The 24,425-nt window shown below is 73.0% G+C and carries 23 protein-coding genes and 1 tRNA gene; 6 read left to right on the top strand and 18 right to left on the bottom strand.

The genetic code is table 11. The features are described from left to right. Positions 1–2,490, bottom strand: coding sequence for a leucine--tRNA ligase (gene leuS, locus BKA05_RS06065; protein WP_179530625.1), 2,490 nt, complete (start codon positions 2,488–2,490; stop codon positions 1–3). A gap of 204 nt (positions 2,491–2,694) precedes the next feature. On the opposite strand from leuS, the gene BKA05_RS06060 reads away from it, so the two are divergent. Then, complete coding sequence (locus tag BKA05_RS06060; protein WP_179530624.1) at positions 2,695–4,290, top strand: MASE4 domain-containing protein; 1,596 nt, start codon at positions 2,695–2,697, stop codon at positions 4,288–4,290. On the opposite strand, the gene BKA05_RS06055 is transcribed toward BKA05_RS06060, so the two are convergent. The 4 genes from BKA05_RS06055 to BKA05_RS06040 all read right to left on the bottom strand — a co-directional run bounded on the left by BKA05_RS06055 (position 4,239) and on the right by BKA05_RS06040 (position 8,038). Continuing rightward, on the bottom strand, positions 4,239–5,162 hold the full coding sequence (locus tag BKA05_RS06055; protein WP_218842330.1) for an LLM class flavin-dependent oxidoreductase: 924 nt from the start codon (positions 5,160–5,162) through the stop codon (positions 4,239–4,241). The genes BKA05_RS06060 and BKA05_RS06055 overlap by 52 nt on opposite strands. 85 nt (positions 5,163–5,247) lie before the next feature. Continuing rightward, positions 5,248–6,576, bottom strand: a complete 1,329-nt coding sequence (locus BKA05_RS06050) for an MFS transporter (RefSeq protein ID WP_179530623.1) — start codon at positions 6,574–6,576, stop codon at positions 5,248–5,250. Between the two features lie 50 nt (positions 6,577–6,626). Beyond that, entirely contained in the window at positions 6,627–7,430 is an 804-nt protein-coding gene (locus BKA05_RS06045; RefSeq protein ID WP_179530622.1) for an enoyl-CoA hydratase-related protein, read from the bottom strand. Between the two features lie 2 nt (positions 7,431–7,432). Beyond that, positions 7,433–8,038 carry a rhomboid family intramembrane serine protease gene (locus BKA05_RS06040; protein ID WP_179530621.1) on the bottom strand — a complete coding sequence of 202 codons (606 nt, stop codon included), beginning with the start codon at positions 8,036–8,038 and terminating at the stop codon, positions 7,433–7,435. An 84-nt stretch (positions 8,039–8,122) separates the two neighbouring features. Between BKA05_RS06040 and BKA05_RS06035 the strand changes: the two genes are divergently transcribed. Next, on the top strand, positions 8,123–8,899 hold the full coding sequence (locus tag BKA05_RS06035; RefSeq protein WP_179530620.1) for an SDR family NAD(P)-dependent oxidoreductase: 777 nt from the start codon (positions 8,123–8,125) through the stop codon (positions 8,897–8,899). Positions 8,900–8,913: 14 nt separating this feature from the next. Here the strand turns inward: BKA05_RS06035 and BKA05_RS06030 are convergent, their stop codons facing one another. The 3 genes from BKA05_RS06030 to BKA05_RS06020 all read right to left on the bottom strand — a co-directional run bounded on the left by BKA05_RS06030 (position 8,914) and on the right by BKA05_RS06020 (position 14,110). Continuing rightward, entirely contained in the window at positions 8,914–10,800 is a 1,887-nt protein-coding gene (locus BKA05_RS06030) for a CocE/NonD family hydrolase (protein WP_179530619.1), read from the bottom strand. 84 nt (positions 10,801–10,884) lie between these two features. Next, the gene (locus BKA05_RS06025) at positions 10,885–12,999 is read right to left on the bottom strand and encodes a PhoX family protein (RefSeq protein WP_179530618.1); all 2,115 of its coding nucleotides are present in this window, start codon (positions 12,997–12,999) and stop codon (positions 10,885–10,887) included. A gap of 151 nt (positions 13,000–13,150) precedes the next feature. After that, positions 13,151–14,110 (bottom strand): helix-turn-helix transcriptional regulator, encoded by a 960-nt coding sequence (locus tag BKA05_RS06020; RefSeq protein ID WP_179530617.1) that lies wholly within the window; start codon positions 14,108–14,110, stop codon positions 13,151–13,153. 71 nt (positions 14,111–14,181) lie between these two features. Between BKA05_RS06020 and BKA05_RS06015 the strand changes: the two genes are divergently transcribed. From BKA05_RS06015 to BKA05_RS06000, 4 genes are all read left to right on the top strand, one after another. After that, a complete protein-coding gene (locus BKA05_RS06015) occupies positions 14,182–15,684 on the top strand; it encodes a flavin-containing monooxygenase (protein WP_343045543.1) in 1,503 nt (500 codons plus the stop codon). Further along, positions 15,681–16,319, top strand: coding sequence for an acetoacetate decarboxylase family protein (locus BKA05_RS06010; RefSeq protein WP_179530615.1), 639 nt, complete (start codon positions 15,681–15,683; stop codon positions 16,317–16,319). Before BKA05_RS06015 ends, BKA05_RS06010 begins: the two co-directional genes overlap by 4 nt. A 41-nt stretch (positions 16,320–16,360) precedes the next feature. Then, the gene (locus BKA05_RS06005) at positions 16,361–17,059 is read left to right on the top strand and encodes an acyltransferase (RefSeq protein WP_343045542.1); all 699 of its coding nucleotides are present in this window, start codon (positions 16,361–16,363) and stop codon (positions 17,057–17,059) included. 154 nt (positions 17,060–17,213) lie between these two features. Further along, the gene (locus BKA05_RS06000) at positions 17,214–17,624 is read left to right on the top strand and encodes a hypothetical protein (protein ID WP_179530614.1); all 411 of its coding nucleotides are present in this window, start codon (positions 17,214–17,216) and stop codon (positions 17,622–17,624) included. Positions 17,625–17,962: 338 nt separating this feature from the next. Here BKA05_RS06000 and BKA05_RS05995 read toward each other — a convergent pair. From BKA05_RS05995 to BKA05_RS05950, 10 genes are all read right to left on the bottom strand, one after another. Further along, positions 17,963–18,038: transfer RNA gene (locus BKA05_RS05995), tRNA-Ala, on the bottom strand. A gap of 122 nt (positions 18,039–18,160) precedes the next feature. Further along, complete coding sequence (locus tag BKA05_RS05990; protein WP_179530613.1) at positions 18,161–18,787, bottom strand: histidine phosphatase family protein; 627 nt, start codon at positions 18,785–18,787, stop codon at positions 18,161–18,163. Next, the gene (gene rsfS / locus BKA05_RS05985) at positions 18,784–19,155 is read right to left on the bottom strand and encodes a ribosome silencing factor (RefSeq protein ID WP_179530612.1); all 372 of its coding nucleotides are present in this window, start codon (positions 19,153–19,155) and stop codon (positions 18,784–18,786) included. Before rsfS ends, BKA05_RS05990 begins: the two co-directional genes overlap by 4 nt. Next, the gene (gene nadD / locus BKA05_RS05980) at positions 19,152–19,775 is read right to left on the bottom strand and encodes a nicotinate-nucleotide adenylyltransferase (protein ID WP_179530611.1); all 624 of its coding nucleotides are present in this window, start codon (positions 19,773–19,775) and stop codon (positions 19,152–19,154) included. Before nadD ends, rsfS begins: the two co-directional genes overlap by 4 nt. 31 nt (positions 19,776–19,806) lie before the next feature. Continuing rightward, a complete protein-coding gene (locus BKA05_RS05975; RefSeq protein WP_179530610.1) occupies positions 19,807–19,959 on the bottom strand; it encodes a hypothetical protein in 153 nt (50 codons plus the stop codon). Between the two features lie 43 nt (positions 19,960–20,002). Beyond that, complete coding sequence (locus BKA05_RS05970; RefSeq protein ID WP_179530609.1) at positions 20,003–21,253, bottom strand: glutamate-5-semialdehyde dehydrogenase; 1,251 nt, start codon at positions 21,251–21,253, stop codon at positions 20,003–20,005. Positions 21,254–21,392: 139 nt separating this feature from the next. Further along, on the bottom strand, positions 21,393–22,340 hold the full coding sequence (locus tag BKA05_RS05965) for an electron transfer flavoprotein subunit alpha/FixB family protein (protein WP_179530608.1): 948 nt from the start codon (positions 22,338–22,340) through the stop codon (positions 21,393–21,395). Positions 22,341–22,370: 30 nt separating this feature from the next. Beyond that, positions 22,371–23,141 carry an electron transfer flavoprotein subunit beta/FixA family protein gene (locus BKA05_RS05960; protein ID WP_292607495.1) on the bottom strand — a complete coding sequence of 257 codons (771 nt, stop codon included), beginning with the start codon at positions 23,139–23,141 and terminating at the stop codon, positions 22,371–22,373. A 166-nt stretch (positions 23,142–23,307) separates the two neighbouring features. Next, a complete protein-coding gene (locus BKA05_RS05955) occupies positions 23,308–23,637 on the bottom strand; it encodes a hypothetical protein (RefSeq protein WP_179530606.1) in 330 nt (109 codons plus the stop codon). Positions 23,638–23,645: 8 nt separating this feature from the next. Beyond that, entirely contained in the window at positions 23,646–24,425 is a 780-nt protein-coding gene (locus BKA05_RS05950; protein WP_179530605.1) for an enoyl-CoA hydratase/isomerase family protein, read from the bottom strand.

Here is a 24,425-nt window from a genome sequence, read left to right as displayed (position 1 = left end):
TCAGACCACCACGTTGACCAGCTTCGGTGCCCGCACGATCACCTTGCGGACGGCGGCGTCGCCGATGGCGCGCTGCACGTCGGCGTCGGCGAGGGCCAGCGCCTCCAGGTCGGCCTCGGCGATGTCGGGGGCGACCTCCAGGCGGGCCTTGACCTTGCCCTTGACCTGCACCACGGCCGTGACGGTGTCCTCGACCAGCAGCGCCGGGTCGACGGCCGGCCAACCGGCGCGGGCGACCGTGGGCTCGTGCCCGAGGCGCTCCCACATCTCCTCGGCGACGTACGGCGCCACCAGCGACAGCAGGACCGCGACCGCCTCCGCGGCCTCGCGGACCGCGGGGTCGGCGCCGCCCGGCCCGGAGTCGATCGCCTTGCGGGTGGCGTTGACCAGCTCCATCACGCGCGCGACCACGACGTTGAACCGGTAGGACTCCACCAGCTCCGCCGCGTCGTGGACGGTGCGGGCGGTGACCCGGCGCAGCGCCACGTCGCCGCCCTCGGCCGGGGTGCCCGGGGCGGAGGTGACGTCGCCGGACAGGCGCCAGGCGCGCTGGAGGAACTTCAGCGACCCGTCGGGCGACATGTTCGCCCAGTCGATGTCGTCCTCGGGCGGGCCGGCGAAGACCAGGGTCAGGCGCACGGCGTCGACGCCGAAGGCCTCCAGCTGCTCGCCCAGGTTGACGCCGTTGCCCAGGGACTTGCTCATCTTCTTGCCCTGGTTGATCACGAAGCCCTGGTTGAGCTGGGCCAGCCACGGCTCGCGGAAGTCGACCAGGCCCATGTCGTTGAGGACCTTGGTGAAGAACCGGCCGTACAGCAGGTGCAGCACGGCGTGCTCGACGCCGCCGACGTAGAGGTCGCAGGCCATCCAGGCGTTGACCTTCTCGCTGTCGAAGACGCGGTCGGTCTCGTGCGGCGAGCAGTAGCGGAACATGTACCAGGACGAGTCCACGAAGGTGTCCATCGTGTCGCCGTCGCGGGTGGCCGGGCCGCCACAGGTCGGGCAGGTGGTGTTGACCCACTCCTCGGCCGCAGCCAGCGGCGAGGTGCCCTTCGGCTTGAGGTCGGCACCGCGCAGCTCGGGCAGCTCGACCGGCAGCTGCTCGTCGGGGACCAGCACCTCGCCGTGCTCCGGGCAGTGCACGACCGGGATGGGCGCGCCCCAGTAGCGCTGGCGGCTCAGCAGCCAGTCGCGCAGCCGGAAGTTGACCGCGCCCGTGCCCGCCTTCATCTCCTCCAGGAAGTCGATGGTGGCACGCTTGGCGGCGTCGACGTCGAGGCCGTTGATGTTCAGCGCCGCGGACTGCCCGGGGGCCGGGCTGTTGATCGCCAGGCCCTCCCCGGCGTACGCCTCGCCCTCGAAGCCGGCCGGCGGCTCGGTGGTGCGCACGATCGGCAGGCCCATGGCGGTCGCGAACTCCCAGTCACGCTGGTCGCCGCCGGGCACGCCCATGACCGCGCCGGTGCCGTAGTCGGCCAGGACGTAGTCGGTCGCCCACACCGGGATCTGCTCGCCGGTGACCGGGTTGGTGGCCGTGACGCCCAGGTCCACGCCCGTCTTGGGGCGGTCCGTGGCCAGCCGCTCGATCTCGCTGGCCCGACGCACCTCGTCGCGATAGGCCTCGAAGGCCGGACGCTGCGCGTCGGTCACCAGCTCGTCGGCCAGCGCGGCGTCGACGGCCACGACCATGAAGGTGGTGCCGAAGATCGTGTCGGGGCGGGTCGTGTAGACCGTCACCGGCTCCTCACGGCCCTGGACGACGAAGTCGACGTGGGCACCCTCGGACCGGCCGATCCAGTTGCGCTGGGCGGTGACGACGCGGTCGGGCCAGGTCTTCTCCAGGTCGTCCAGGCCGTCGAGCAGCTCCTGGGCGTAGTCGGTGATCTTGAAGTACCACTGCGTCAGCTCCTTCTTGGTCACCTCCGCCCCGCACCGCTCGCAGGCGCCTGCGACGACCTGCTCGTTGGCCAGCACGGTCTGGTCCTGCGGGCACCAGTTGACCGGGCTCTTCTTCCGGTAGGCCAGGCCGCGCTCGTAGAAGCGGGCGAAGAGCCACTGGGTCCAGCGGTAGTACTCCGGGTCGGAGGTGTTGAAGGTGCGCGACCAGTCGAAGGAGGCGGCGTAGCGCTGGCAGGACTCGATCGACTTGGCGATGTTGGCCTTGGTGTAGGTCGCCGGGTGCTCGTCGTTGCGGATCGCGGCGTTCTCGGCAGGCAGCCCGAAGGAGTCGAAGCCCATCGGGTTGAGCACCTCGTAGCCGCGCTGCCACCAGTAACGCGCCACCACGTCGTGCAGCGCGAAGACCTCGGCGTGACCCATGTGCAGGTCGCCGGAAGGGTAGGGGAACATCGTCAGCGCGTACTTCTTCTCCCGCGGGGAGTCGTCGTCGGCGCGGAAGGGCTGCAGCTCGTCCCAGACCGGGCGCCACTTCTCCTCGACGGCGCGCACGTCGTACGACGTCGGCTCCTCCTGCTGGACCTGCTCGCTCATCTCGTCTCTCTCACGTCTCGTCACGTTCGTCGGTGGACTGCTCGGGGCCCCGGGTCGGGGCACAAAAAAACCCCTCGGGCAGAGGGGGGAGCCGCGGCGGCGGGGTGCTGGCCGGCGCGGCTAGGTAAGGAGCAGGTCCTGGCGCACGGGAAGCATCGTACTCGTTCGTCTCCGGTACGCCGAGCAGCGGCCGATCTGGAGGACGTGGAGACTCCCGCGGACGGCCGGCCCGTCGTGCGCGTCGGCCGCGCACCCTGGGTGGTCGCCGGCGCGGTGCTGGTCGTCGCCACCGCCATCCTGCTCGCCCCCCACGTGGAGCTCGGCTTCCAGCCGGCCTTCCTCCCGACCTTCTTCACCCTCGTCATCGCCAGCGACGTGCTGACCTGCCTGGTGCTGGTCGAGCACTACCGCAACGGCGGCGACGTCCGGGTGCTGGCCCTGTCGTGGGCCTACCTGTGGTCCGCGATCGTCGTGGCGGTCCACTCGGCGGTCTTCCCCGGTGTGTGGGCGGGGACCGGGCTCCTCGGGGCCGTGCCGAGCAGCGCGCCGTGGCTGTGGACCGCCTGGCACGTGGGTCTGCCGGTGCTGCTCGGCCTGGCGCTGGCACCCTGGCCGGCGCGGCTCGAGAGAGGGCTGGTCGACCCGACCCGGCGGCGTCGGGTGCTCGTCCTCAGCTGGGCGGTCGTCGCGGGGGCCGCGACGCTGGTCTGCCTGCGCTGCACGCTGTGGGCGGACTCGCTGCCGGTGATCATCGTCGAGGGCGACTACTCGGTGCTGACCCGGACCTACGGCCCCTGGGTCGCCGCCGCCAACGCCCTGGCCCTGGCCGTGGCGACGGCGGGCGTGCTGCGGCGCCGGGCGCCGGGCCTCGAGCGCTGGGCCCTGGTGGCCCTGCTGGCCAGCGCGTGCGACACCTCGCTGGTGCTGCTGGCCCACTCCCGCTTCACCACCGGCTGGTACGGAGCGCGGTTGATGGCGGTCACCGCGGCCCTCGTCGTGCTGATGTCGATGCTGCTGGCCGTGGCCCGGCTGCACCGGCAGGTCGCCGGCCACGCGGACCGGGTGGCCGAGCAGAACCTCGCGCTCCGCGAGGCCCAGCAGACCCGCGACCACGTGCTCGCCGTGGTCAGCCACGACCTCCGCTCCCCCCTCACCGCCCTGCAGGGCTACCAGCAGCTGCTCGCCGACGGGGAGCTGGGCGACCTGCCCGAGGACGCCCGGGACCTGGCCCGTCGCAGCGCCGCGATCTCGCGGCGGCTGTCCCTCATGACCGAGGACCTGCTCGCGATCACCGGGACGCAGGGGCAGGTCAGCCTCGTCCCGGTCGACCTGGCGCTGCCCGAGCAGCTGCGTGAGGTGGCCCAGGGCTTCCCCGGCCTCGACCTGCGCACGCAGTGCCCGCCCGGCCTGAGGGTGCGGGCGGACCCGCTGCGGCTGCAGCAGGTGCTGGTCAACCTCGTCGGCAACGCGCAGAAGTACGGCGCCGCGCCGGTCGTGCTGGCGGCGTACCCCGATCCCGGCGCGGGTCCGGGGGCGGTGCGGATCACCGTGAGCGACGCGGGTGCGGGGGTGCCGTCACGGTTCGTGCCGCAGCTGTTCGAGCCCTACACCCGGGCCGAGGGCACCGGGGTGCACGGCACCGGCCTGGGGCTCTCGGTGGTGCGCGACCTGGTGCAGCGCCACGGCGGGTCGGTCGGCTACGACCCCGACGGCAACGCCTTCGTCGTCCGGCTGCCCGGTGGCCCGGCTCAGGCCGTGGACGCGAGTCCCGAGACGAGCTCGGCGACCCGCTCGACCTGAGCGACGTCGCTGCCGGTGGGGATCAGCTGCACCTCGTGGGCACCCGCGTCGGCCATCCGCAGCAGGGTCTCGCGCAGCTCGTCGAGGGTGCCGGCGAAGCCGGTGGTCGGGGCCATCGCGTCGACCAGCTCGACCGGCAGCCAGTTCATGTAGTGGCGCAGGTGCCGGTGCACCTGGGCGCGGGCGGAGCCGTCGCCGTCGTCGAGGGCGAACCAGAACGACGTCGCCAGGTGCGGCGCCGGCCGCCCCACCTCGCCCCAGGCGTCACGGGCGAGGTCGAACAGGCCCGCCACCGCGGTCGGGTCGAGATCCAGGGTCACCCCGGCCAGGCCGTCGGCCCAGCGCGCCGCGTGCCTCACGGTGCGCGGACCCATCGTGCCGACGTGGACAGGCGGCCCGCCCGCCTGCACCGGCGCGGGCCCGACGGGCAGGGTCGCTCCGGTGACGTCCTCCCCCGCCCACACCCGCCGCATCAGCGCGACCCGGTCGGCCATCTGCTGCATCGTCTGGGTGGCGGGGTCGGCACCGGCGGCGCGGTAGTCCTCCTCGCGTCCACCGACGCCGACGCCGACGGTCAGCCGTCCGCCGCTGAGCCGGTCCGCGGTGGCCAGCGCCTTCGCGAGCGTGACCGGGTCGTGCAGCTGGGGGACCAGCACCGTGGTCACCAGCGGCACCCGGGTCGTCCAGGCCGCCACCGCGCCCAGCAGCGTCAGGGCGTGCGGGTTGTCGAAGGCCATCCGCTCCCCGAAGCACAGGCTGGAGAAGGGCCCCTCGTCGATGGCGCGCGCCCACCGCTCGAGGGTGTCGGGAGCCTCCCAGAGGTCCGGCTCCATCACCGGGAGCGTCATGCCGACCTGGAGTGCGGGCTGCATGGCCCGGACTCTCCCACACCCGCACCCCGCCGTCCCCGCGTCTCAACCGCGTCGAGCCGGCGTATTGATACGCCGGCTCGGCGTCTCAGGGGACGGGGACGGGTGCCGGGGTACGCCGGAGCAGGGGGCGCAGGGCGAGGAGGCCGAGCAGCGGGAGGGCGGCGAGGACGAGGAGCGCGACCCCCATGCCGACGGTGTCGCCGATGCCGCCGACGACCGCGGAGCCGACCGAGCCACCCGTCAGGAACACCAGCGTCGCCACGCCCAGCGCGACTCCGCGCACGTCGGCCGGCACCGCCTGACCCACCGCGGCCGACAGCGCCGGCTGGCCCAGCAGGAAGGCGAAGGTCACCAGCACGACCGCGACCGCGATCACGCTGACGTGGTCCATGCCGACGCCGAAGGCGGCGACGAGCAGCGCCACGGAGGCGCCCGACGCGCTGACCGCGAGCGAGCGACTGGGCCCGATCCGGCTGAGCAGCGGTCCGGTGATGCGGGGCACGACCATCGCGACCAGGGCGCTGGGCACCAGCAGCAGGCCGACCTGCCACGGCTCCCAGCCGTCGGCGACCAGCACGGCGGGCACCGCGATCAGCAGGCCGAACCACGCCGCCGGCACGGCCGCGGCGGCCACGGCGCTGCGCACGACGACCGGGTCGGAGACCACGACCAGGGGCAGGAACCCGTCGGGTCGGCGGCGGACCCGCCGCGCGGTGACCGGGGCACCGAGCACCAGCAGCACCGCTCCCGCCAGGGCGACCAGCGGGCCGGTCGAGGGAGACTGCACCAGGAGCACCAGACCGGCGGCGGTGAACCCCACCAGCACCGCGCCCGGGATGTCGAGGTCGGCGCCCGAGCCGGTCGAGCCCAGGGCGTGCCACAGCAGCGGCAGCACCAGCAGCCCCAGTGCCGGCAGCGCCAGGACCGCGCGCCAGCCCAGGAGGTGCTCGGTGAGACCGCCGACCAGCGGGCCCAGGCAGGCGACGACCGCCGACCAGCCCGCGAGGCGGCCGAGCGCGAGGTCGCGGACGGCACCGTCGTACCGCGCGGAGAGGGCGGCCACGCCGAGCACGGGGACCGCCGCGGCGCCGGCACCCTGCAGCAGGCGGGCGGTGAGGAGCAGGGGGTAGGTCGGCGCCAGGGCCGCGGCCACGGCCCCGCCGGCCATCAGGGCGACGCCGACCAGCAACGGGGTGCGGACCCCGACGAGGTCGGAGATCCGGCCGTGCACGGCGGTGGTGACCGCGAGCAGCAGCGCGTAGAGGCTGATGACCCAGGCGGCCTGGCCGACCGACACGCCGAACTCCGCGGCGACGTCGGAGAGCACGATCGCCGCTGACGCCGAGCCCATCGCGGCCAGGCCGAACAGCAGGCCAAGGACGGTGCTGACACGGCGGGAGTCGTCGGGGGTCACGACGCTGCACAACACAGGAGCGCCCCGGCTGATTCCGGCGGCCGCGAGGTTCAGCCGCGGAAGGCGGGCTTCTCCTTGGCGAGGAAGGCGCGCACGCCCTCGGCGAAGTCGGCGCCGGTGTAGACCTCGCGCAGCAGGTCGGCGTCCCCCGCGGGCGAGGCCTCCAGGCGGCGGGCGCGGTCGAGCAGCTGGCCCTTGGTCGCCCGGATCGTCACCGGGCTGGCGGCGCGCAGCCCGTCGAGCAGCCGCTCGAGCTCGGCGTCGAGGTCGTCGGTGACGCTCATCAGCGCACCGACGGCGTGCGCCCGCGGGGCGTCCACCAGGCGCGAGGCCAGCAGCATCTCGCGGGTCAGCGACTCCCCGAAGACGCTGGCGCAGCGGTAGACGATCGAGCCGGCGAGCGCGTTGCCCAGGGTGCGGGCGATCGGGTAGCCGAAGCGCGACCCGGGGGTGGCGATCCGCAGGTCGCAGTGGGTCGCGACCGCCAACCCGCCCCCGACGCAGACGCCGTCGACCGCGGCCACGGTCACCTGGGGCAGGGCGAAGAGCGACTCGAGCAGCTCGCGGATCCAGTCCTCGTAGGCGACCGCGTCCTGCTCGAGGAAGTCGGAGATCTCGTTGCCGGCCGCGAAGGCCCGCCCGCCGGCGCCGCGGAGCACCAGCACCCGGGTGTCGCGGTCCTGTGCCAGCTCGGCGCACAGCTCGCGCATCTGGGCGTACATGTCACGGGTGAAGGCGTTGTGGCGGTGCGGCCGGTCGAAGGTCACCTCGACGACGCCGTCGCCGCGCTCCACCCGGATGTCCTGGCGGTCCTGCTCGCTGCTGCTCTGGCCCTGCTCGGAAGACTCGGTCACGGTCAGGAACCGTACGACGTCGGGCTCCCGGCTCCGCGCGTGTCCCGCGTCGCGAGCCGACGCGCGGCCACCAGGCCGCCCACCGCACCGAACAGGTGCCCCTGCCAGGAGATGCCCGGCTGCCCCGGCAGCACGCCCCACAGCAGACCGCCGTAGGCGAGGAACAGCAGGGCCCCGAGCAGGACCTGGCCCAGCCGCTGGGCGAACCAGCCGCGCAGCACGAGGTAGACCAGCCAGCCGAAGACCAGCCCGGAGGCCCCGACGTGGACGGTGCCCGGGCCGGCCACCAGCCAGGTGCCGAGCCCCGCGACCAGCCAGATGACCCCGGTGACGGCGAGCCCACGGCGTACGTCGCCGAGCAGGACGAGGAAGAAGAGCAGCGCGACCAGCGGGGTGTTGGCCTCCAGGTGCCCCCACGACCCGTGCAGCAGCGGCGCCAGCACGATGCCGAGCAGGCCCTCGGTGCTGCGGGGGCGGATGCCGTCGTCGTCGAGCACGGCGGGTGTCCACTGGTCCCAGGCCTCGATGACCCACAGGAGCACGACGAACCCGGCGGTGATGGCGGCTGCCGTCGGCCAGGTGCGGGGTCGGGTGGTGGACCGGGGCATGCGATCGAGCGTACGGGGGCTCGACCCACCGCGGACCGAGCGAGTGATCGGTCCGGAGCCCGTCCGTCCCCTACGATGCCGGGCATGAGCACTCCGGAAGCCACCGTCCCCGACCTGTTCCGCCTCGACGGCAAGGTCGCCATCGTCACCGGCGCCTCCAGCGGTCTGGGTGTCGCCTTCGCCCGGGGCCTGGCGCAGGCCGGCGCCGACGTGGTGCTCGGCGCCCGCCGCGTGGACCGGCTCGCCGAGACCGCCGCGCTCGTGGAGGCCGCCGGCCGGAAGGCTCTCTGCGTCGAGACCGACGTCGCGAGGGTCGCCGACTGCGACCGCATCGTCGCGCTGGCGATGGAGGAGTTCGGCCACGTCGACGTGCTGGTCAACAACGCCGGCGTCGGCACCGCGGTCCCGTCGACCAAGGAGACCCCCGAGCAGTTCACCGGCGTCATCGACGTCAACCTCAACGGCTGCTACTGGATGGCCCAGGCCTGCGGACGCGTCATGCAGCCCGGCTCCAGCATCATCAACATCTCCTCGGTGCTGAGCCTGACCACCGCCGGACTCCCCCAGGCGGCGTACGCCGCCTCCAAGGCGGGCCTCAACGGGCTGACCCGCGACCTCGCCCAGCAGTGGACCGGCCGCAAGGGCATTCGCGTCAACTCCATCGCCCCGGGCTTCTTCACCTCCGAGATGACCGACCAGTACCCGCCGGGCTACCTCGAGTCCCAGCAGCAGCGCATCCCCGCCGGCCGCAAGGGCGACCCGCGCGAGCTGGCCGCCGCCGTGGTGTTCCTCGCCTCGGCCGCAGGCGGCTACGTCACCGGGCAGACCATCCCGGTCGACGGGGGCATGACGATCGCCTGACGCTCAGCGGGCCCTCACCTGCCGAGGCCTGGGATCGCTCGGCCGAACCGCGCTCGTCCCGGCAGCGTGAGCCTGGCGTCCGGACCGAGCTGGACGGTCACGGCGTCGGCCACCTTGGCGTTGTACGACGTCTGGTCGGTCGCCGCGAGCACCAGCTGCACGTGGTGGCCGGCCGCGAAGCGGTGCGCGAAGCCGGCCAGGCTGATGGTGACCGGCTTCCCCACCCGGCCGGCCGGGATCCGCACCGGCGTGATCAGCCGGTGCACCAGCGTGCGCACCACGCCGTAGAGCTCGGCGTCGTAGACCTTGACGAAGAGCACCAGGTCGCGGGTGTTGGTGTTCTCCAGGGTCACCCGCAGCCGCGGGATCCCCACCGAGTCCAACGGCTTCTTGAGCCTGGGACTGATGATGGCCACGTGCTGCCCGGTCTCCTCGGTGGTGGGCATGGCGAGGTTCGGGGAGGCGCCGGGCCCTGAGAAGTTCGAGGTCTCGGTGTAGGCCGCGGGCACGCCGCCGGGCGGGTTGAGGAAGCTCATCGAGCCCTCGGGGGTGGCCTCGGCGCGGCGGTGCATCAGCCCGTCGGCACCGAGCCGCACGGTGGTCGTGCGCTTCAGCGGGAACGTCCTCGCGGCGGCGTACTGGTCGGAGTTCGGGCCGTCGCCCCGGTGCACCCGCCAGCCCTCGAACCACGTGAACCCAGGGCCGGGACGCCCCTGCCCGCGCAGCCAGTGGTCCAGCCACTGCAGCTGGCGCTGCGGCAGGTAGCAGGCGTCCATCTCGCGCACGCTGCGCAGCGTGCCGTCGTAGGCCTCGCACTCCCCCGGCTGGGAGACGTAGCCGCCGTGGCCACCGGAGTTCCAGGTCATCGCGACGGGCACGCCGCGCTGGCGCAGCGTGCGGTAGGTGGCGGCGGCGTCGTTGAGGTTGAACAGCGTGTCGCTCTGACCCTGGACCAGCAGGGTGGCCGCGTCGACGTCGTCGAGGAACGTCGCGGCCGACGCCCGGGCGATGTGGTCACGGGCCTGCTGGTCGGCGTCGCCGGTGGTGCTGAGCAGGTCGAAGATCCGGCACACGTCGAGGTAGAAGTTCAGGCACGAGGGCGCCGCCGCAATCTCCTCGGCGTCACCCGAGGCGAGCTTGGCCTCGGTGCAGCCGCCCCCGCCCGACGCCGGCTCGGAGGTGCCCGCGGCGAAGAACAGCGTGGTCCACTCCTGCTTGAAGACGCCCTGCTCGTGGGCGTCGTGGTCCAGCCCCGACCGGTCGCCCTCGACGACGAGGTTGTTGGGGTCCAGGGAGTACTGCAGGGTGTTCCAGGTCCGGCCGGGGATCGTGGCGCGGATCCGCCGGTCCGCCGCGGCGAGCGGCAGCTGGATGCCGCCGCCGTACGAGCCGCCGATGGTGCCGAGCACCAGGCCGCGCCGGTCGCGGAGCACGTCGCGGCGGGGCTCCAGCAGGGCGTCGACCAGCTGCATCGCGCCCTTGACGTCCCAGTCGGCCGACTGCAGCGTGATGCAGCCACCGCTCTCCCCGAACCCCGAGGACGTCCAGGTCAGCACGAGGTAGCCGTGCGCGGCGAGGAACCGCGCCGTGGACACGACCTCGTTGCTCGTCTTGTCCAGGCCGAAGCCGTGGGTCATCAGGACCGCGGGCCGCGGGTCCCCGCGGCTCGCGCCGCGCGGCACGTAGAGCCGGGTGTCGAGCTCGATCTCGACGTCGTCGTCCGGGCCCACCACCACCGGCACCATCGCGTCGGTCGTGGTCCAGCGGTCCGCGGCGCGAGCGGCGGTGACGGCGGACGACCCAGGGACGGCGCTGCCCGCGGTCGGCAGGACCAGCAGGGACGCGGAGGCCGAGACCGCGACGAGGGAGCCGACGAGCAGCCGGCGTGACCATGACCACATGGGCCGAGGGTAGGGCCGCCCGCGCGACCGCGCCCCCGGAACCTCGTGGGTCCCGGGGGCGCGACGCTGCGGAGCCGGCTGACGTCAGCGTCGGCGGAAGGCGACGACGACCGAGGGTCGGGGGAAGTCGTCGGTGTGCGGCCAGGTGGAGGCCTGGTCCTCGAACGTCGCGCCGTCGATCTCACCGGGGTGCTGCACGGCGAAGAACAGCGAGCGGTTCCGGTCGGTGATGAGCGGGCCGCATGCCTCGGCACCCCGCGGCATCGTGACGAACTGCTGGACGTGGCCGCGCTCGGAGCCGGCGACGGGCACGCGGAAGATGCCGTCGTTGGAGCCGAGGGCGTTGCCGTCGGTGGAGATCCACAGGTTGCCGGCGGTGTCGAAGGTGACGTTGTCGGGGCAGCTGATGGGGCTCACCTCCGCCTTGTCGTACCCACCGAAGTAGGTCTCGGGAGCCTCCGGGTCACCGCACACCAGCAGCAGGTCCCAGGTGAACGTCGTGCGCGTGTGGTCGCCCCCGTCGGCGGTCATCTCCAGCACGTAGCCGTTGCGGTTGCCCGAGGCCTCCGTGAGTGGAGCGCCGATGGAGGAGCGCACCATCGAGGTGGTGACCGGGTTGGCCTCGTCGGCCTCGAAGCGCGACCCGCGCTGGGAGTTGTTGGTGAGGGCGGCGTACACCTTGCCGTTGACGAGGTTGGGCTCGACGTCCTCGGGTCGGTCCATCTTCGTGGGCGTGACCTGGTCGGCGGCGAGGCGGGTGAAGATCAGGACGTCGGCCACCGACATGCCGGGCACGAAGGACTCGGTGTCGCTGCACAGCGGGATCCACTCACCGGTGCCGTCGTGCACGCCGTCGGCGGAGCCGTCGCCGGTCAGGCGGGCGACGTAGAGCGTGCCCTTGGTCAGCAGCTTCTTGTTGCGCTTGCGCGCCGTGGCCGAGGAGCCCTTGGCGACCTTCTTGGCCGAGACGAACTTGTAGAGGTAGTCGCCGCGCTCGTCGTCGCCCATGTAGGCCACGGCGTGGCCCTTCGAGACGATGACGTTCGCACCCTCGTGCTTGAAGCGGCCCAGCATCGTGTGCTTGACCGGCGCCTCGTCGGGCGAGAAGGGGTCGACCTCCACGATCCAGCCGTGCCGGTGCGGCTCGTGCGGCTCGGCGGTCAGGTCGAAGCGCTCCTCCACCGTGTGCCAGTTGCGGCCCGAGCCGCTCGCGCCGATGCCGTAGCGGGCGTACTGCTCGGTGTAGCGCGCGTCGAGCTCGCCGGTGGCCTGGAAGTACTGGTTGAAGTTCTCCTCGCCCGACAGGGACGTGCCCCAGGGCGTCATGCCGCCGGCGCAGTTGTTGAACGTGCCGAGCACGCGGGTGCCGGTCGGGTCCTGCGAGGTCTTGAGGCGGTCGTCACCCGCAGCCGGGCCGGCCATGACGAACTCGGTGCGGTGGTGGATGCGGCGGTTGTACCTGGCCTTCCTCAGGTTCGTGACGGGGCGCCACGAGCCGGGGACCAGGCCGCGACGCAGCTCCACGACCGACATGCCGTGGTTGGCCAGGCCGATCTCGGCGATCTCCCGGTCGGTGTAGGTGTCGGCCGGGAACATGATCTGCTCGTCGGTGTACTCGTGGTTCACCACCAGCAGCGCCCGGTCCTTGGAGTCCTTGCGGTGGTCGCGCAGCTCGTGCACGCCCACGTAGTCGCAGTTGTAGCCGAACTGCATCCGGGCCGCCTCGGCGCTCTGCGCGTGGGCGTCGAACGCCGGGGCGCCGTGCACGACGGCGTCACCCCAGCGCATGACGACCTCGTGGTCGAACCCGGGCGCGGTGACGACTGCGTCGCGACGGTTGGGGCGCACGGGGGTGAAGGCGACCTTCGCCAGGTCGTCGGAGGCCCGACGCTCGGCGGCCGCAGAGGCCCCTGTGGTGGCCCCGGTGGAGGCCGAGCCGGCGACGGCGGCCGGGCCCAGGCCGCCGAGCACCAGCGCGCCCGACCCGACGGCGGCCCCCTTCAGGACCGCGCGCCGGGCGACGGCCTTGCGGATCTCGTCCTGCACGTGGCCGGCGCCGGAGGTGTTCGGCTCGGGGTGGTCGCAGGCGTTGCCGCAGCGGTAGAAGCAGGTCATCCGGCTGCGGGAGCCGTGCACGGTCGAGGCCGTGGGCGTGAGGGAGAGCAGGCGGCGGCCGTCGGGCAGGGGGGTCTGGGTCATCGGGGACTTCCTGGGCTCGGGAGACGGGGCGGCCCGACGCGGACGGGCCGTCGGCAACCTAGGGACGCCACCCCCACCGGTGGGGAGCGTCCCCGTGACCCGTCGTCGACGGCTCGGTGAACGCCCGGGGAGGGAGCCGCACGAGGCCGGCTCAGCGACGCGGGCGGCGCCTGGACGGGGCCTCGCCGGTCCACCGGCGGTGGGCGTGGGTGAGTGCTGCCGGCTCGGCGTACCCCAGGCGCGAGGCGACGTCCGCGACCGGCAGCCCGACGGCCAGCAACCGCGCTGCGAGACCCGAGCGCACCTCGTCGACCACCTCCCGGTAGCCGGTGCCCTCGGCGGCGAGCCGGCGACGCAGGGTCCGCTCGGTCATCCCCAGCGCCGCCGCGACCTGACCCATCGGGGCTCCGTCGCGCACGCGCTGCGCCACCAGGACGCGCACGTCGGCGGTCGTCGACGGCAGGTCGCGGTGCTGGTCTGCCAGGCCGAGGCAGGCGGCCTCGGCCGCCGCCCGGTCCGCCCCGCGGTCGCGGACGAGCGGGCGGTCCAGCTCGGCCACGGAGAAGGCCAGCGTGGCCACGTCGCCCTCCACCGACGTCACGACGCCCACACCACCGGGCACCAGCGACTCCAGCACGGTCGCGACCGCCGCGGTGTCGCGCACGAGCAGCCAGCGGCGTACGTCGGCGGGCAGGGCGCCCGCGTCGAGGTCGGCCACCACCTGGTCCCCCTCCAGGCGCGCCACCGGGATGACGAAGGCGAAGCTGAGGTCGATGAAGCGCAACGCCACGTCCACCGCGTCCCCGACCGTCGCCGACGACCGCATCGCCCACCCCATGACGCCGAAGGACTCCGCGGTGTAGCGGCGCCCGACGTCGGCCGCCGCGTGCGGCGCCCGGCGGGCCAGCGCCCTCGCGACCTGCAGCTCCTGCGCGGCGGTGACCGTGCCCACCCGGTCGAGGTCGTCGTGGACCAGCCCGGTGCCCACGAGCAGCGGCTCCACCGGCAGCCCGGCCCGCTCGGCCCACCCCGCCAGGTGCCGCACCCCGGCCGCCGACCGCGGGAACTCCCACCCCGTGACCCCGGGCGACGGGAGGCTGCGCTCTGACATGTCCGGAATTATCAAGTGAAGTGGCCTCGATGTCTCCCCCCGTACCGCGGGCCGGGCCTAGCGTCGGTCAGGTGACGAGCAGCACTCCTCCTTCCAGCAGTCCAACCGGTAACGGCCCCCGCGTCCTGGTCGTCGGCGCCGGCTTCGGCGGCCTCGGCACCGCCCGCGCCCTGCTGCGCCGCGGCATCACCGACGTGACCGTCCTCGAGCGCGCCGACTCCGTCGGCGGCGTCTGGCGCGACAACACCTACCCCAACGCCGCCTGCGACGTGCCCTCGCCGCTCTACTCGTGGTCCTGGGCACCCAACCCGCGCTGGGGCCGGCGCTACTCGGTGCAGCCCGAGATCCTCGACTACATCGAGCGCACGGCGCGCGAGGAGGGCCTGCTCCCCCTCGTCCGCACGGGCACGAGCGTGACCTCCGCCGAGCGCGTCGACGGGGCCTGGCGGGTCAGCACGACCGTGGGCGGCCAGCCGGGACCGACGTACGACGCCGACGTGCTGGTCCTCGCCACCGGCCAGCTCTCGGAGCCGGTCGTGCCCCGCCTGCCCGGGCTGGAGTCCTTCGAGGGCCCGGCCTTCCACTCCGCGCAGTGGCGCCACGACGTCGACCTCACCGGGAAGCGGGTCGCCGTGGTCGGGACCGGCGCCAGCGCCATCCAGCTGGTCCCCGGGATCGTCGACACCGTCGGCACGATGACCGTCTTCCAGCGGTCGGCGGCCTACGTCGTCCCGAAGCCGGACCGCGTCTACTCCGAGCGGCACCACCGGATGTTCGAGAAGCGGCCGGCGACCCTCGGCCTGGAGCGACGCTTCGTCTACTGGCTCTCCGAGCGCTTCAACGGCGCCCTGGTCGGCACCTCCCCCGTCGCCGGTCCCTTCCTCGGCCTGGCCCGCCAGGTCTGGCGGCTGCACCTGCGCCGCCAGGTCTCCGACCCGGCGCTGCGCCGCAAGCTGGTGCCGGACTACCCGATCGGCTGCAAGCGGCTGCTGTTCAGCAACGAGTGGTACCCCGCGCTGGACCGCCCGCACGTCGACGTCGTGACCTCGCCGGTCGCTTCCGTCGAGCCGCAGGGCGTGCGCGACGAGACCGGTCGGCTGCACGAGGCCGACGTGATCATCTGGGGCACCGGCTTCGCCGCCACCGACTTCCTGCGCGGCATCGACGTCGTGGGGGCCGACGGCACCCGGCTGGCCGACGTCTGGTCCGACGGGGCGCGTGCCCACCTCGGGCTCACCGTCCCCGGGTTCCCCAACTTCTTCACCATCTACGGCCCCAACACCAACCTCGGCGGCAGCTCGATCGTCGGGATGCTCGAGGCCCAGGCCGACTACGTCGCCCAGGTCTCCGCCGGCATCCGCGACGGTCGCCACCGCGCCGTCGCGCCGCGCCCGGAGGTGTGGGACGCCTACGACCGCGAGGTGCAGCAGCGCCTCGGTGGCACCGCGTGGGCCGGCTGCGACAGCTGGTACACCGACGGCCGCCGCATCACCACGAACTGGCCCGGCCTGGTGCAGGAGTACCGCGACCGGCTGACCACCGTCGACTGGGACGACCTGGAGGAGGTCTCGTGACCGCGCAGCAGGACCCGCACCGACCCGCCGAGCCGGCCGACCGGCCCTACCCGCCCGAGCCGTGGGACCTCACCGGCACCGGCGCCATCACCACGTGGCGGGTCCCGGTCGGGGTCCTGCCCGAGCTGCCCAGCGGCGTACGGGCTGCGGCGGTGCGGGGCACGGCGCTGGTGACCACCGCCTTCGTCCGGTACGACGACCGCGGGCTGATGGCCTACGACGAGCTGCTGGCGGCCGTGCTCGTGCGGCACGGCCGCGGCGTGGCCCTGTCGATCACCGACATCTGGGTGGACAGCGAGACCTCGGTGGCGGGCGGTCGGGGTCTGTGGGGCATCCCCAAGGACCTGGCGACCTTCGGCGAGCACTTCGCCGAGACCGCCGACGGCCCCATCGCGGCGGCCTCGTTCTCGGCTCGCCGCGGCCCTGCGGTGCGCCTGCCGCTGCCGCTGCGCGGCGCGGTGGTGCAGACCCTGGACGGCAGGACGGTCGCGAGCCCGATCCGCGCCGGCGGCACGGTCCGGCCCGCCCGGGCGACGTGGGACCTGGCGGAGGACGGGCCCCTGGCCTGGCTGCGGGGCGGGCGTCCGGTCACCAGCCTGCTGGCGCGCGACTTCTCGATGCGCTTCGGCAGCTGAGCACGCCCCCACGGCCGCTGTCCCGGCACTACCCTCCGACCGTGACCTCCCTCACCAGACGGGTCCTCGGACCCGCCGTGCAGGCCCTGTGGGCGTGGCTGGACAGCGTCGGCGAGATCGTGCCGGGCACCCGCACCGCCGACCGCTTCGGCGCCTTCGGCGACGGCAGCGCCATCGGCTTCCCCACCGCGACGGTGATGAACCCGTCCTCGATCCACATCGGTCGCGACACCCTCATCGGGCGCCAGGTCACGCTCTCGGTCGGGTACGGCGTCGGCGACCCGGGCATGCCCGAGCGCGGCCTGGTCATCGGCGACAAGTGCATCATCGGGGCGCGGTGCACCCTGACGGCGCACGAGTCGATCGTGGTCGGTGACGGCGTGTGGTTCGGCCAGGACGTCTTCGTCTCCGACGCCGGGCACGGCTACCAGGACCCCGACGTGCCGATCGGCGACCAGTTCGGCAGCCACGACCCGGTCGTGATCGGCCCCGGCTCCTGGATCGGCCACGGCGCGATCCTGCTGCAGGGCACCCGGCTGGGGCGCAACGTGGTCGTGGCCGCCGGCTCGGTGGTCCGCGGCGAGGTCCCCGACCACGCGGTCGTGGCCGGCACACCCGCCCGCGTCGTACGCCGCTACGAGCCCGGCATCGGCTGGGTGGGCCGCACCGGCGACATCCGTCCGGTGGTCCGCGCCGACTACCTCCAGGACGCGCTCACAGAGCTGCGCGAGCGGGCCTGACCACGTGCCGAGGACGGTGGGACCAAGGTCCCGACCTCGGGGGACCTAGGTCCTGACTGAGGACCGGAGTCCTCATGCCGTTCTCACGGGCGTCGATGCGACTCACGCAGGGGTTCCCACGGCTTGTTCCCTGCATCCACCCAGGAGGTGGGACATGCGCATCCTGACACTCACCGGTCTCCCCCGACCGCCGCACCCGGGGCAGCGGCTCCGGGTGGAGCACGGCACCCTGATGGGCCTGGACTCCGGGCTCGACCCGGGCGAGCAGGTGGTCCTGCTCGTGCGCGGTCGCCACCAGCTGGTCACCGTCCTGCGCGTCGACTTCGGCCTCGACGAGACCGTCTACGACCTCATGGTCAACCGCGTGGTCGACGAGGCCAACCTCGACGCGCTCGGAGCCCGCGAGGCGGCCCGGCGCATCTGGGAGGTCGAGGACGTCATGGCCACGATGTGCCGCCTGAAGCGGACCGGGATCGGGTGCGAGGAGACCTGCTCCACTTGCGCCCTGAACCCCGACAGCGCGGCCGGCTCGATCCTGCACCAGCACCTCAGCGCCCTGGACTGAGCCGCGCAGCACCCCCAGAAATGGCCGAAGGCCGCCTCGTGCGAAGCGGCCTTCCGGACCTGGTGGAGGTGAGGGGACTCGAACCCCTGACCCTCTGCATGCCATCGCCCCGGGTGACAGAGCCGCTACCAGCTGCGCCGCGCACCACACCCGCCAGAAATGGCCGAAGGCCGCCTCTTGCGAGGCGGCCTTCCGGACCTGGTGGAGGTGAGGGGACTCGAACCCCTGACCCTCTGCATGCCATCGCCCCGGATGACAGAGCCGCTACCAGCTGCGCCGCGCACCACACCCGCCAGAAATGGCCGAAGGCCGCCTCTCGCGAAGCGGCCTTCCGGACCTGGTGGAGGTGAGGGGACTCGAACCCCTGACCCTCTGCATGCCATGCAGATGCGCTACCAGCTGCGCCACACCCCCAGGTGGTGTGCCGGAGACGGGCTGCAGCCCGTTCCAGCGACCTGCGGAACATTAGCCGACCGCTGTTCGCAACGCGAAATCGGGGTGCCGAGCCGCCGTACCGAGGGCGCTGGACCGGTGCGTCAGGCCGTGCGGTGGTAGGCCAGCAGGCGCAGCCGACCGGTCTCGGGCTGCTCGAGCAGCTCCACCCAGCCGCAGTTGCCCAGGCCGCGCAGCGAGTGCACCTGCTCGGTGGGCCAGCCCAGGAGGCCGACGGTGGCGACGCGGATGGCGGCCCCGTGGGAGACGGCCAGCCCGGTGCCGCCGGCAGGCACGGAGGCGATCAGCTCGAGGAGGCCGGACACCATGCGCTCCCGGACCACCTCGGTGCTCTCCCCGCCGGGGACGACGTCGAAGTCACCCTGGTGGAAGCGGGCGAACTCCTCGGGGTGCTGCGCGGCGTACTCCTCGTGGGAGAGCCCCTGGCGCTCGCCGAGGTGGAACTCCCGCAGCCTCGCGTCGTACGACGCAGCCCGGCCGCACGCGGCCAGGACCGGCTCCGCGGTCTGCCGGGTGCGCAGCAGGTCCGAGCACCAGACGACGTCGGGCTCGAGGGCGGCCATGGCCGCCGCGACGGTCGCGGCTTGGGCGTGGCCGACGTCGTCGAGGGGCACGTCGAGCTGCCCCTGGATGCGGCGGGCGTGGTTGTGCGCGGTCCGCCCGTGCCGCAGCAGCACCAACCGGCGGCCGTGGGGCTCGGGGCCGCTCACGAGCGGGTGACGTCCTCCGGCAGCGTGATGGCCGGGCAGTCGCGCCACAGGCGCTCCAGGGCGTAGAACGCCCGCTCCTCCTCGTGCTGGACGTGCACGACGATGTCGCCGTAGTCCAGCAGGACCCAGCGTCCGTCGCGCTGGCCCTCGCGCCGGATCGGCTTGGCGCCGACCTCGCGCAGGGCGTCCTCGACGGCGTCGACGATGGCGCCGACCTGCCTCTCGTTGGACGCGGAGATGATGAGGAAGGCGTCGGTGATGGCCAGCTGCTCGGAGACGTCGAAGGCGACGATCTGCTCGCCCTTCTTCTCCCCACCGGCGCGGGCGGCGGTGGTGACGAGCTCGATGGCGTGGTCGGTGGCGGTCATGCTGCTCCCGTGGGGCCGGTCTCGCCGGCCGGGTAGAGGTCGTGCTTGGTGAGGTACTGCACCACACCGTCGGGGACGAGGTACCACACGGGTTCCCCCCGCTCCCGGCGGAGACGGCAGTCGGTCGAGGAGATGGCCAGTGCCGGGATCTCGATCATGGTCACGCGGTCGGCGGGGATCGAGGCGAGGGTGGCGGCGTCCATCTCGTAGCCGGGCCTGGTGCACCCGACGAACTGGGCGAGCGCGAAGAGCTCCTCGGCGTCGCGCCAGGTGAAGATGTCGGCGAGTGCGTCGGCGCCGGTGATGAAGAACAGCTCGGCGTCGGGCATCGCCGCGCGCAGGTCGCGCAGGGTGTCGACGGTGTAGGTCCGCCCCGGGCGGTCGATGTCGACCCGGCTGACGGTGAACCGGGGGTTCGACGCCGTGGCGATCACCGTCATCAGGTAGCGGTGCTCGGCCGGGGTGACGTCACGCCCGGCCTTCTGCCAGGGGTCGCCGGTCGGCACGAAGACGACCTCGTCGAGGTCGAACCAGTGCTGGACCTCGGAGGCCGCGACCAGGTGGCCGTGGTGGATGGGGTCGAAGGTGCCACCCATGACGCCGATGCGGCGCCGGGTCACCTGCTCCCCCGTCCTGGCACGGGCGGAGCGCTCAGCTGTGCTCGCGGCCGCCGCCGAAGGCGAGGAGCGCGAACATCAGGCCCATGAGGATGGCCAGCGTGATGCCGCCGATGCCCCAGGCCAGGGCGTGGTTGACGTGGTGCTCCTCGGCGGCCTCGGAGGCGAGGATGATCAGCGACTGCATGGCCGCGATCCTAGCGGGCCGCACGCGGCCCCCACGCGGCGGCTCAGCGCACGTGCCCGTCCCCGGTGACGACGTACTTGGTCGACGTCATCTCCGGCAGCCCCATGGGCCCGCGGGCGTGCAGCTTCTGGGTGCTGATCCCGATCTCGGCGCCGAAGCCGAACTCGCCCCCGTCGGTGAACCGGGTGCTGGCGTTGACCAGCACCGCGGCCGCGTCGACCGCCGCCACCCAGCGGCGCGCCACTGATTGGTCCTCGGTCACGATCGTCTCGCTGTGCTGGCTGGAGTGGCGGCGCACGTGGGCGAGTGCCGCGTCGAGGTCCGGGACGACCCGGGCGGCGAGGTCGAGCGAGAGGTACTCGGTGTCCCAGTCCTCCTCGGTCGCCGCCACCACCCCGTCGTACGCCGCGAAGGCCTCGTCCCCGTGGAGGGTCACGCCCGCCCCCTGCAGCGCCGTCACGACGCGGGGCAGGAACTCCCCTGCCACGTCCGCGTGCACCAGCAGCGACTCCGCGGCGTTGCACACGCTCGGCCGGTGGGTCTTGGCGTTGACCACGATCGCCAGCGCCTTGTCCAGGTCGGCGGCCGCGTCGACGTAGACGTGGCAGTTGCCCACCCCGGTCTCGATCACGGGCACCGTCGACTCCTCCACCACGGCCCGGATCAGCCCGGCGCCGCCACGCGGGATCAGCACGTCCACGTGGCCCCGCGCCCTCATCAGGGCCTTGACGGTGTCGTGGGAGTCGGCGGGCACGAGCTGGACGACGTCCGCTGCGAGGCCGGCGGCGACCGCCGCGTCACGCAGGACGCCCACGATGGCGGCGTTGCTCGCCGCCGCGCTCGAGGAGCCGCGCAGCAGCACGGCGTTGCCGGACTTCAGGCAGATGCCCGCGGCGTCCGCGGTCACGTTGGGACGGGCCTCGTAGATCATGCCGACCACGCCGAACGGCACCCGCACCTGGCGCAGCTCCAGCCCGTTGGCGAGCGTGCTGCCACGGACCACCTCCCCGACGGGGTCGGGCAGCGCCGCGACGTCGCGCAGCCCCTGCGCCATCCCCTCCAGCCGCTCGGGGGTCAGCCGGAGCCGGTCGACGATGCCGGCCGGCGTACCGCCCGCCTCGGCGCGGGCGACGTCCTCGGCGTTGGCCGCCAGGATCGGCTCCGCGCGGGTGAGCAGCGCCTCGGCCATCGCGAGCAGCGCCGCGTCCTTCTGCGCCCTGGTGGCCAGGCCCAGCCCCAGCGAGGCCTCCCGGGCCCGCTGCGCCAGCTCGATCACGTCCTGCTGGGTGGTCATGGACCCGAGCCTAGGGCGCCCGGGACGTCATGCGGACGGGACGTCCACCCCTGCGGGAGGTATGACGTCCCCCGGAGACGACGTCACCCCGCCGGTCCGAGGACCGACGGGGTGACGTGCGTGGAACGACAGGCTGTGATCAGCCCTTGCGCTTCTCGATCTGCTCGGTGGCAGCGGGCAGCACGGCGTGCAGGTCGCCGACGACGCCGAAGTCGACGAGCTCGAAGATCGGCGCCTCCTCGTCCTTGTTGACCGCGACGATCGTCTTCGAGGTCTGCATGCCGGCGCGGTGCTGGATCGCACCGGAGATGCCGTTGGCGACGTAGAGCTGCGGCGAGACGACCTTGCCGGTCTGGCCGACCTGGAAGGAGTGCGGCTTCCAGCCGGAGTCGACCGCGGCGCGGGAGGCACCCACGGCGGCGCCGAGCGCGTCGGCCAGGCCCTCGATCGGGTCGAAGTCGCCGCCGGTGCCACGACCGCCGGAGACCACGATGGCGGCCTCGGTCAGCTCGGGACGACCCGTGGACTTGCGCGGCTGGGCGGCCACGATCTGGGCCTTCTTCGCCGAGTCGGAGATGGTCGCGGCGAACGCCTCGACCTCACCGGCGCCGGCGCTCTCCTCCGGGGCGGCGGAGTTCGGCTTGACCGTGATGATCGGCGTGCCCTTGGTGACCTTGGACTTCACGGTGTAGTTGCCGGCGAAGACCGACTGCGTGGTCACGCCGCCGTCCTCGATGTCGACCGCGTCGGTGATGATCCCCGAGTTGGTCTTGATCGCCAGGCGACCGGCGATCTCCTTGCCCTCGTAGCCCGAGACCAGGAGCACGGCGGCCGGGGAGGTCTTCTCCACCAGCTGCTGCAGGGCCTCGGCCTTCGGGGCCACCAGGTAGCCCTTGATCTCGGCGTCGTCGACGACGTAGATCTTCTCGGCGCCGAAGGCCTTGAGCTTGTCGGTCACCGCGGCGTCGTTGCCACCGAAGTAGACCGCGGACGGGGTGCCGAGCTTCTTGGCCAGGGCCAGGAGCTCGAGCGTGGGCTTGCGGACAGCGCCGTCGACTGCGTCGACGACGACCAGGACCTCAGACATGTGTGCGTTCCTCTCCTATCCGAGCCCGGCTCAGATGAACTTCTTCGACGCGAGGAACTCCGTCAGCGCGGTGGCGCCGGAGCCGTCCTCGTCGGTGACGATCTCGCCGGCGGTGCGCGGCGGGCGGGCAGCGGTCTCCTCGACGGCGCTCCACGAAGCGTTCAGGCCCACGAGCTCGGCGTCGACGCCGAGGTCGGACAGGCTCCAGGTCTCCAGCGGCTTCTTCTTCGCCGCCATGATGCCCTTGAACGACGGGTAGCGCGCCTCACCGGTCTGGTCGGTGACCGACATGACCAGCGGCATGGTGGCGCCGATGACCTCGGTGGCGGTGTCGCCGTCGCGCTTGATGCGCACCTGGTCGCCCTGGGTCTCGATGACCGAGGCGAAGGTGACCTGCGGGAGGTCGAGGCGCTCGGCGAGCATCGCCGGGACGACCGAGCCGGAGGCGTCGGTCGAGGCCATGCCGCACATCACGAGGTCGGGCACGCCGATCTTCTTGATGGCCTCGGCCAGCACCAGCGACGTGCCGAGGTAGTCGGAGCCGGCGATGGCCTCGTCGGAGACCAGGATGCCCTTGTCGGCACCCATCTGCAGGGCCTTGCGCACCGCGTCGACGGCCTTCTCCGGGCCGATGCAGAGGGCGGTGACCTCGGTGTCGTCACCGGCCTTCTCCTTGAGCTGGAGCGCCTGCTCGACGGCGTACTCGTCGAGCTCCGACAGCAGCCCGTCGACGCCCACGCGGTCCACGGTGTTGTCCGACTCGAACTGCCGGTCGGCAGTGGCGTCGGGCACGTACTTCACACAGACAACAATGTTCATGGTGGTGACGGCCCCCGGGGGGCCCCTCCTGTGCTCTCGGGATCGATCGCGAGGCTACCCTCGCGTCAACAGACATGTAACACGCGTTTACGGTTGCTTTTCTCACACCACCGGGCTGGACCGCGCCCGGCCCCCACCCGGCCCGTCCTCAGGCGCCGGGGCGCACCACCCGCTCGAGCAGGCGTCCCACGAGCAGGTAGACCACGGCGCCCAGGCCCCAGTTGACCAGGGCGTTCTTGGTCTCGGCGGACTCCCCGCTGAACTCGCGGATGCCGTTCTCGCGGGAGAAGACCCCCAGGTCGACGGCGTCGGCCGCGGACAGCACGAAGCTGACCAGGCCGTTGTCCTCGTTCGCGTCGATCGCCACCAGCAGGGCGCCCACCGCCAGGACCAGGGCGGCGAGGACGCACAGGGTCCACAGCAGCTGCGCGACGCGCGTGCGCCAGGACCCGCTCGAGAGCCTGTCCTTGATGCCCATGCCCCTCCTCACCTGCTCGCGAAGGTGGCCTTGCCCGGCCCGTTCTCGAGGAAGGATGTCATGCCGGTGGTGCGGTCCTCGGTGGCGAAGACCGCGGCGAACTGCATCCGCTCGATCTCCAGACCGGTCTCGAGGTCGGTGCCCAGGCCCCGGTCGATGCACTCCTTGGCCGCCCGCAGCGCCAGACCGGCCGCCGAGCGGAACTGCCCGGCCCAGGCCAGCGCCTCACTGTAGACCTCCTCGTCGGGGACGACCCGGTCGACCAGACCGATCGCCAGCGCCTCGTCGGCCTTGACGAAGCGGCCGCTGAAGATGAGGTCCTTCGCCTTCGACGGTCCGACCAGGCGGGCCAGCCGCTGGGTGCCGCCGGCGCCGGGGATGATACCGAGCAGGGTCTCGGGCTGACCCATCACCGTGCGCTCGCCGGCGATCCGCAGGTCGGCGGCCAGCGCGAGCTCGCAGCCCCCGCCCAGGGCGTAGCCGTTGACGGCCGCCACGACGGGCTTCGGGATGCGCGCGATCGCCGTCACCGCCGACTGGAGCGGGCCGGAGCGGGCGACCATGTCCTGGTAGGACATGTCGGCCATCTCCTTCACGTCGTTGCCCGCGGCGAAGACCCGCTCACCGCCGTACAGCACGACGGCGCGGACGTCGTCGCGCTCGGTCGCCTCGGCCGCGGCGGCCCGCAGCTCCTCCTGGACCGCGATGCTGATCGCGTTCATCTTCGGACGGTCGAGCCGGATCGTGCCGACGCCGTCGGCGACCTCCAGCCGGACGAACTCACCCAT

This window comes from Nocardioides marinus (assembly GCF_013408145.1).
Lineage (GTDB): Bacteria > Actinomycetota > Actinomycetes > Propionibacteriales > Nocardioidaceae > Nocardioides > Nocardioides marinus.
This window is presented reverse-complemented; position numbering and strand designations above follow the sequence as displayed.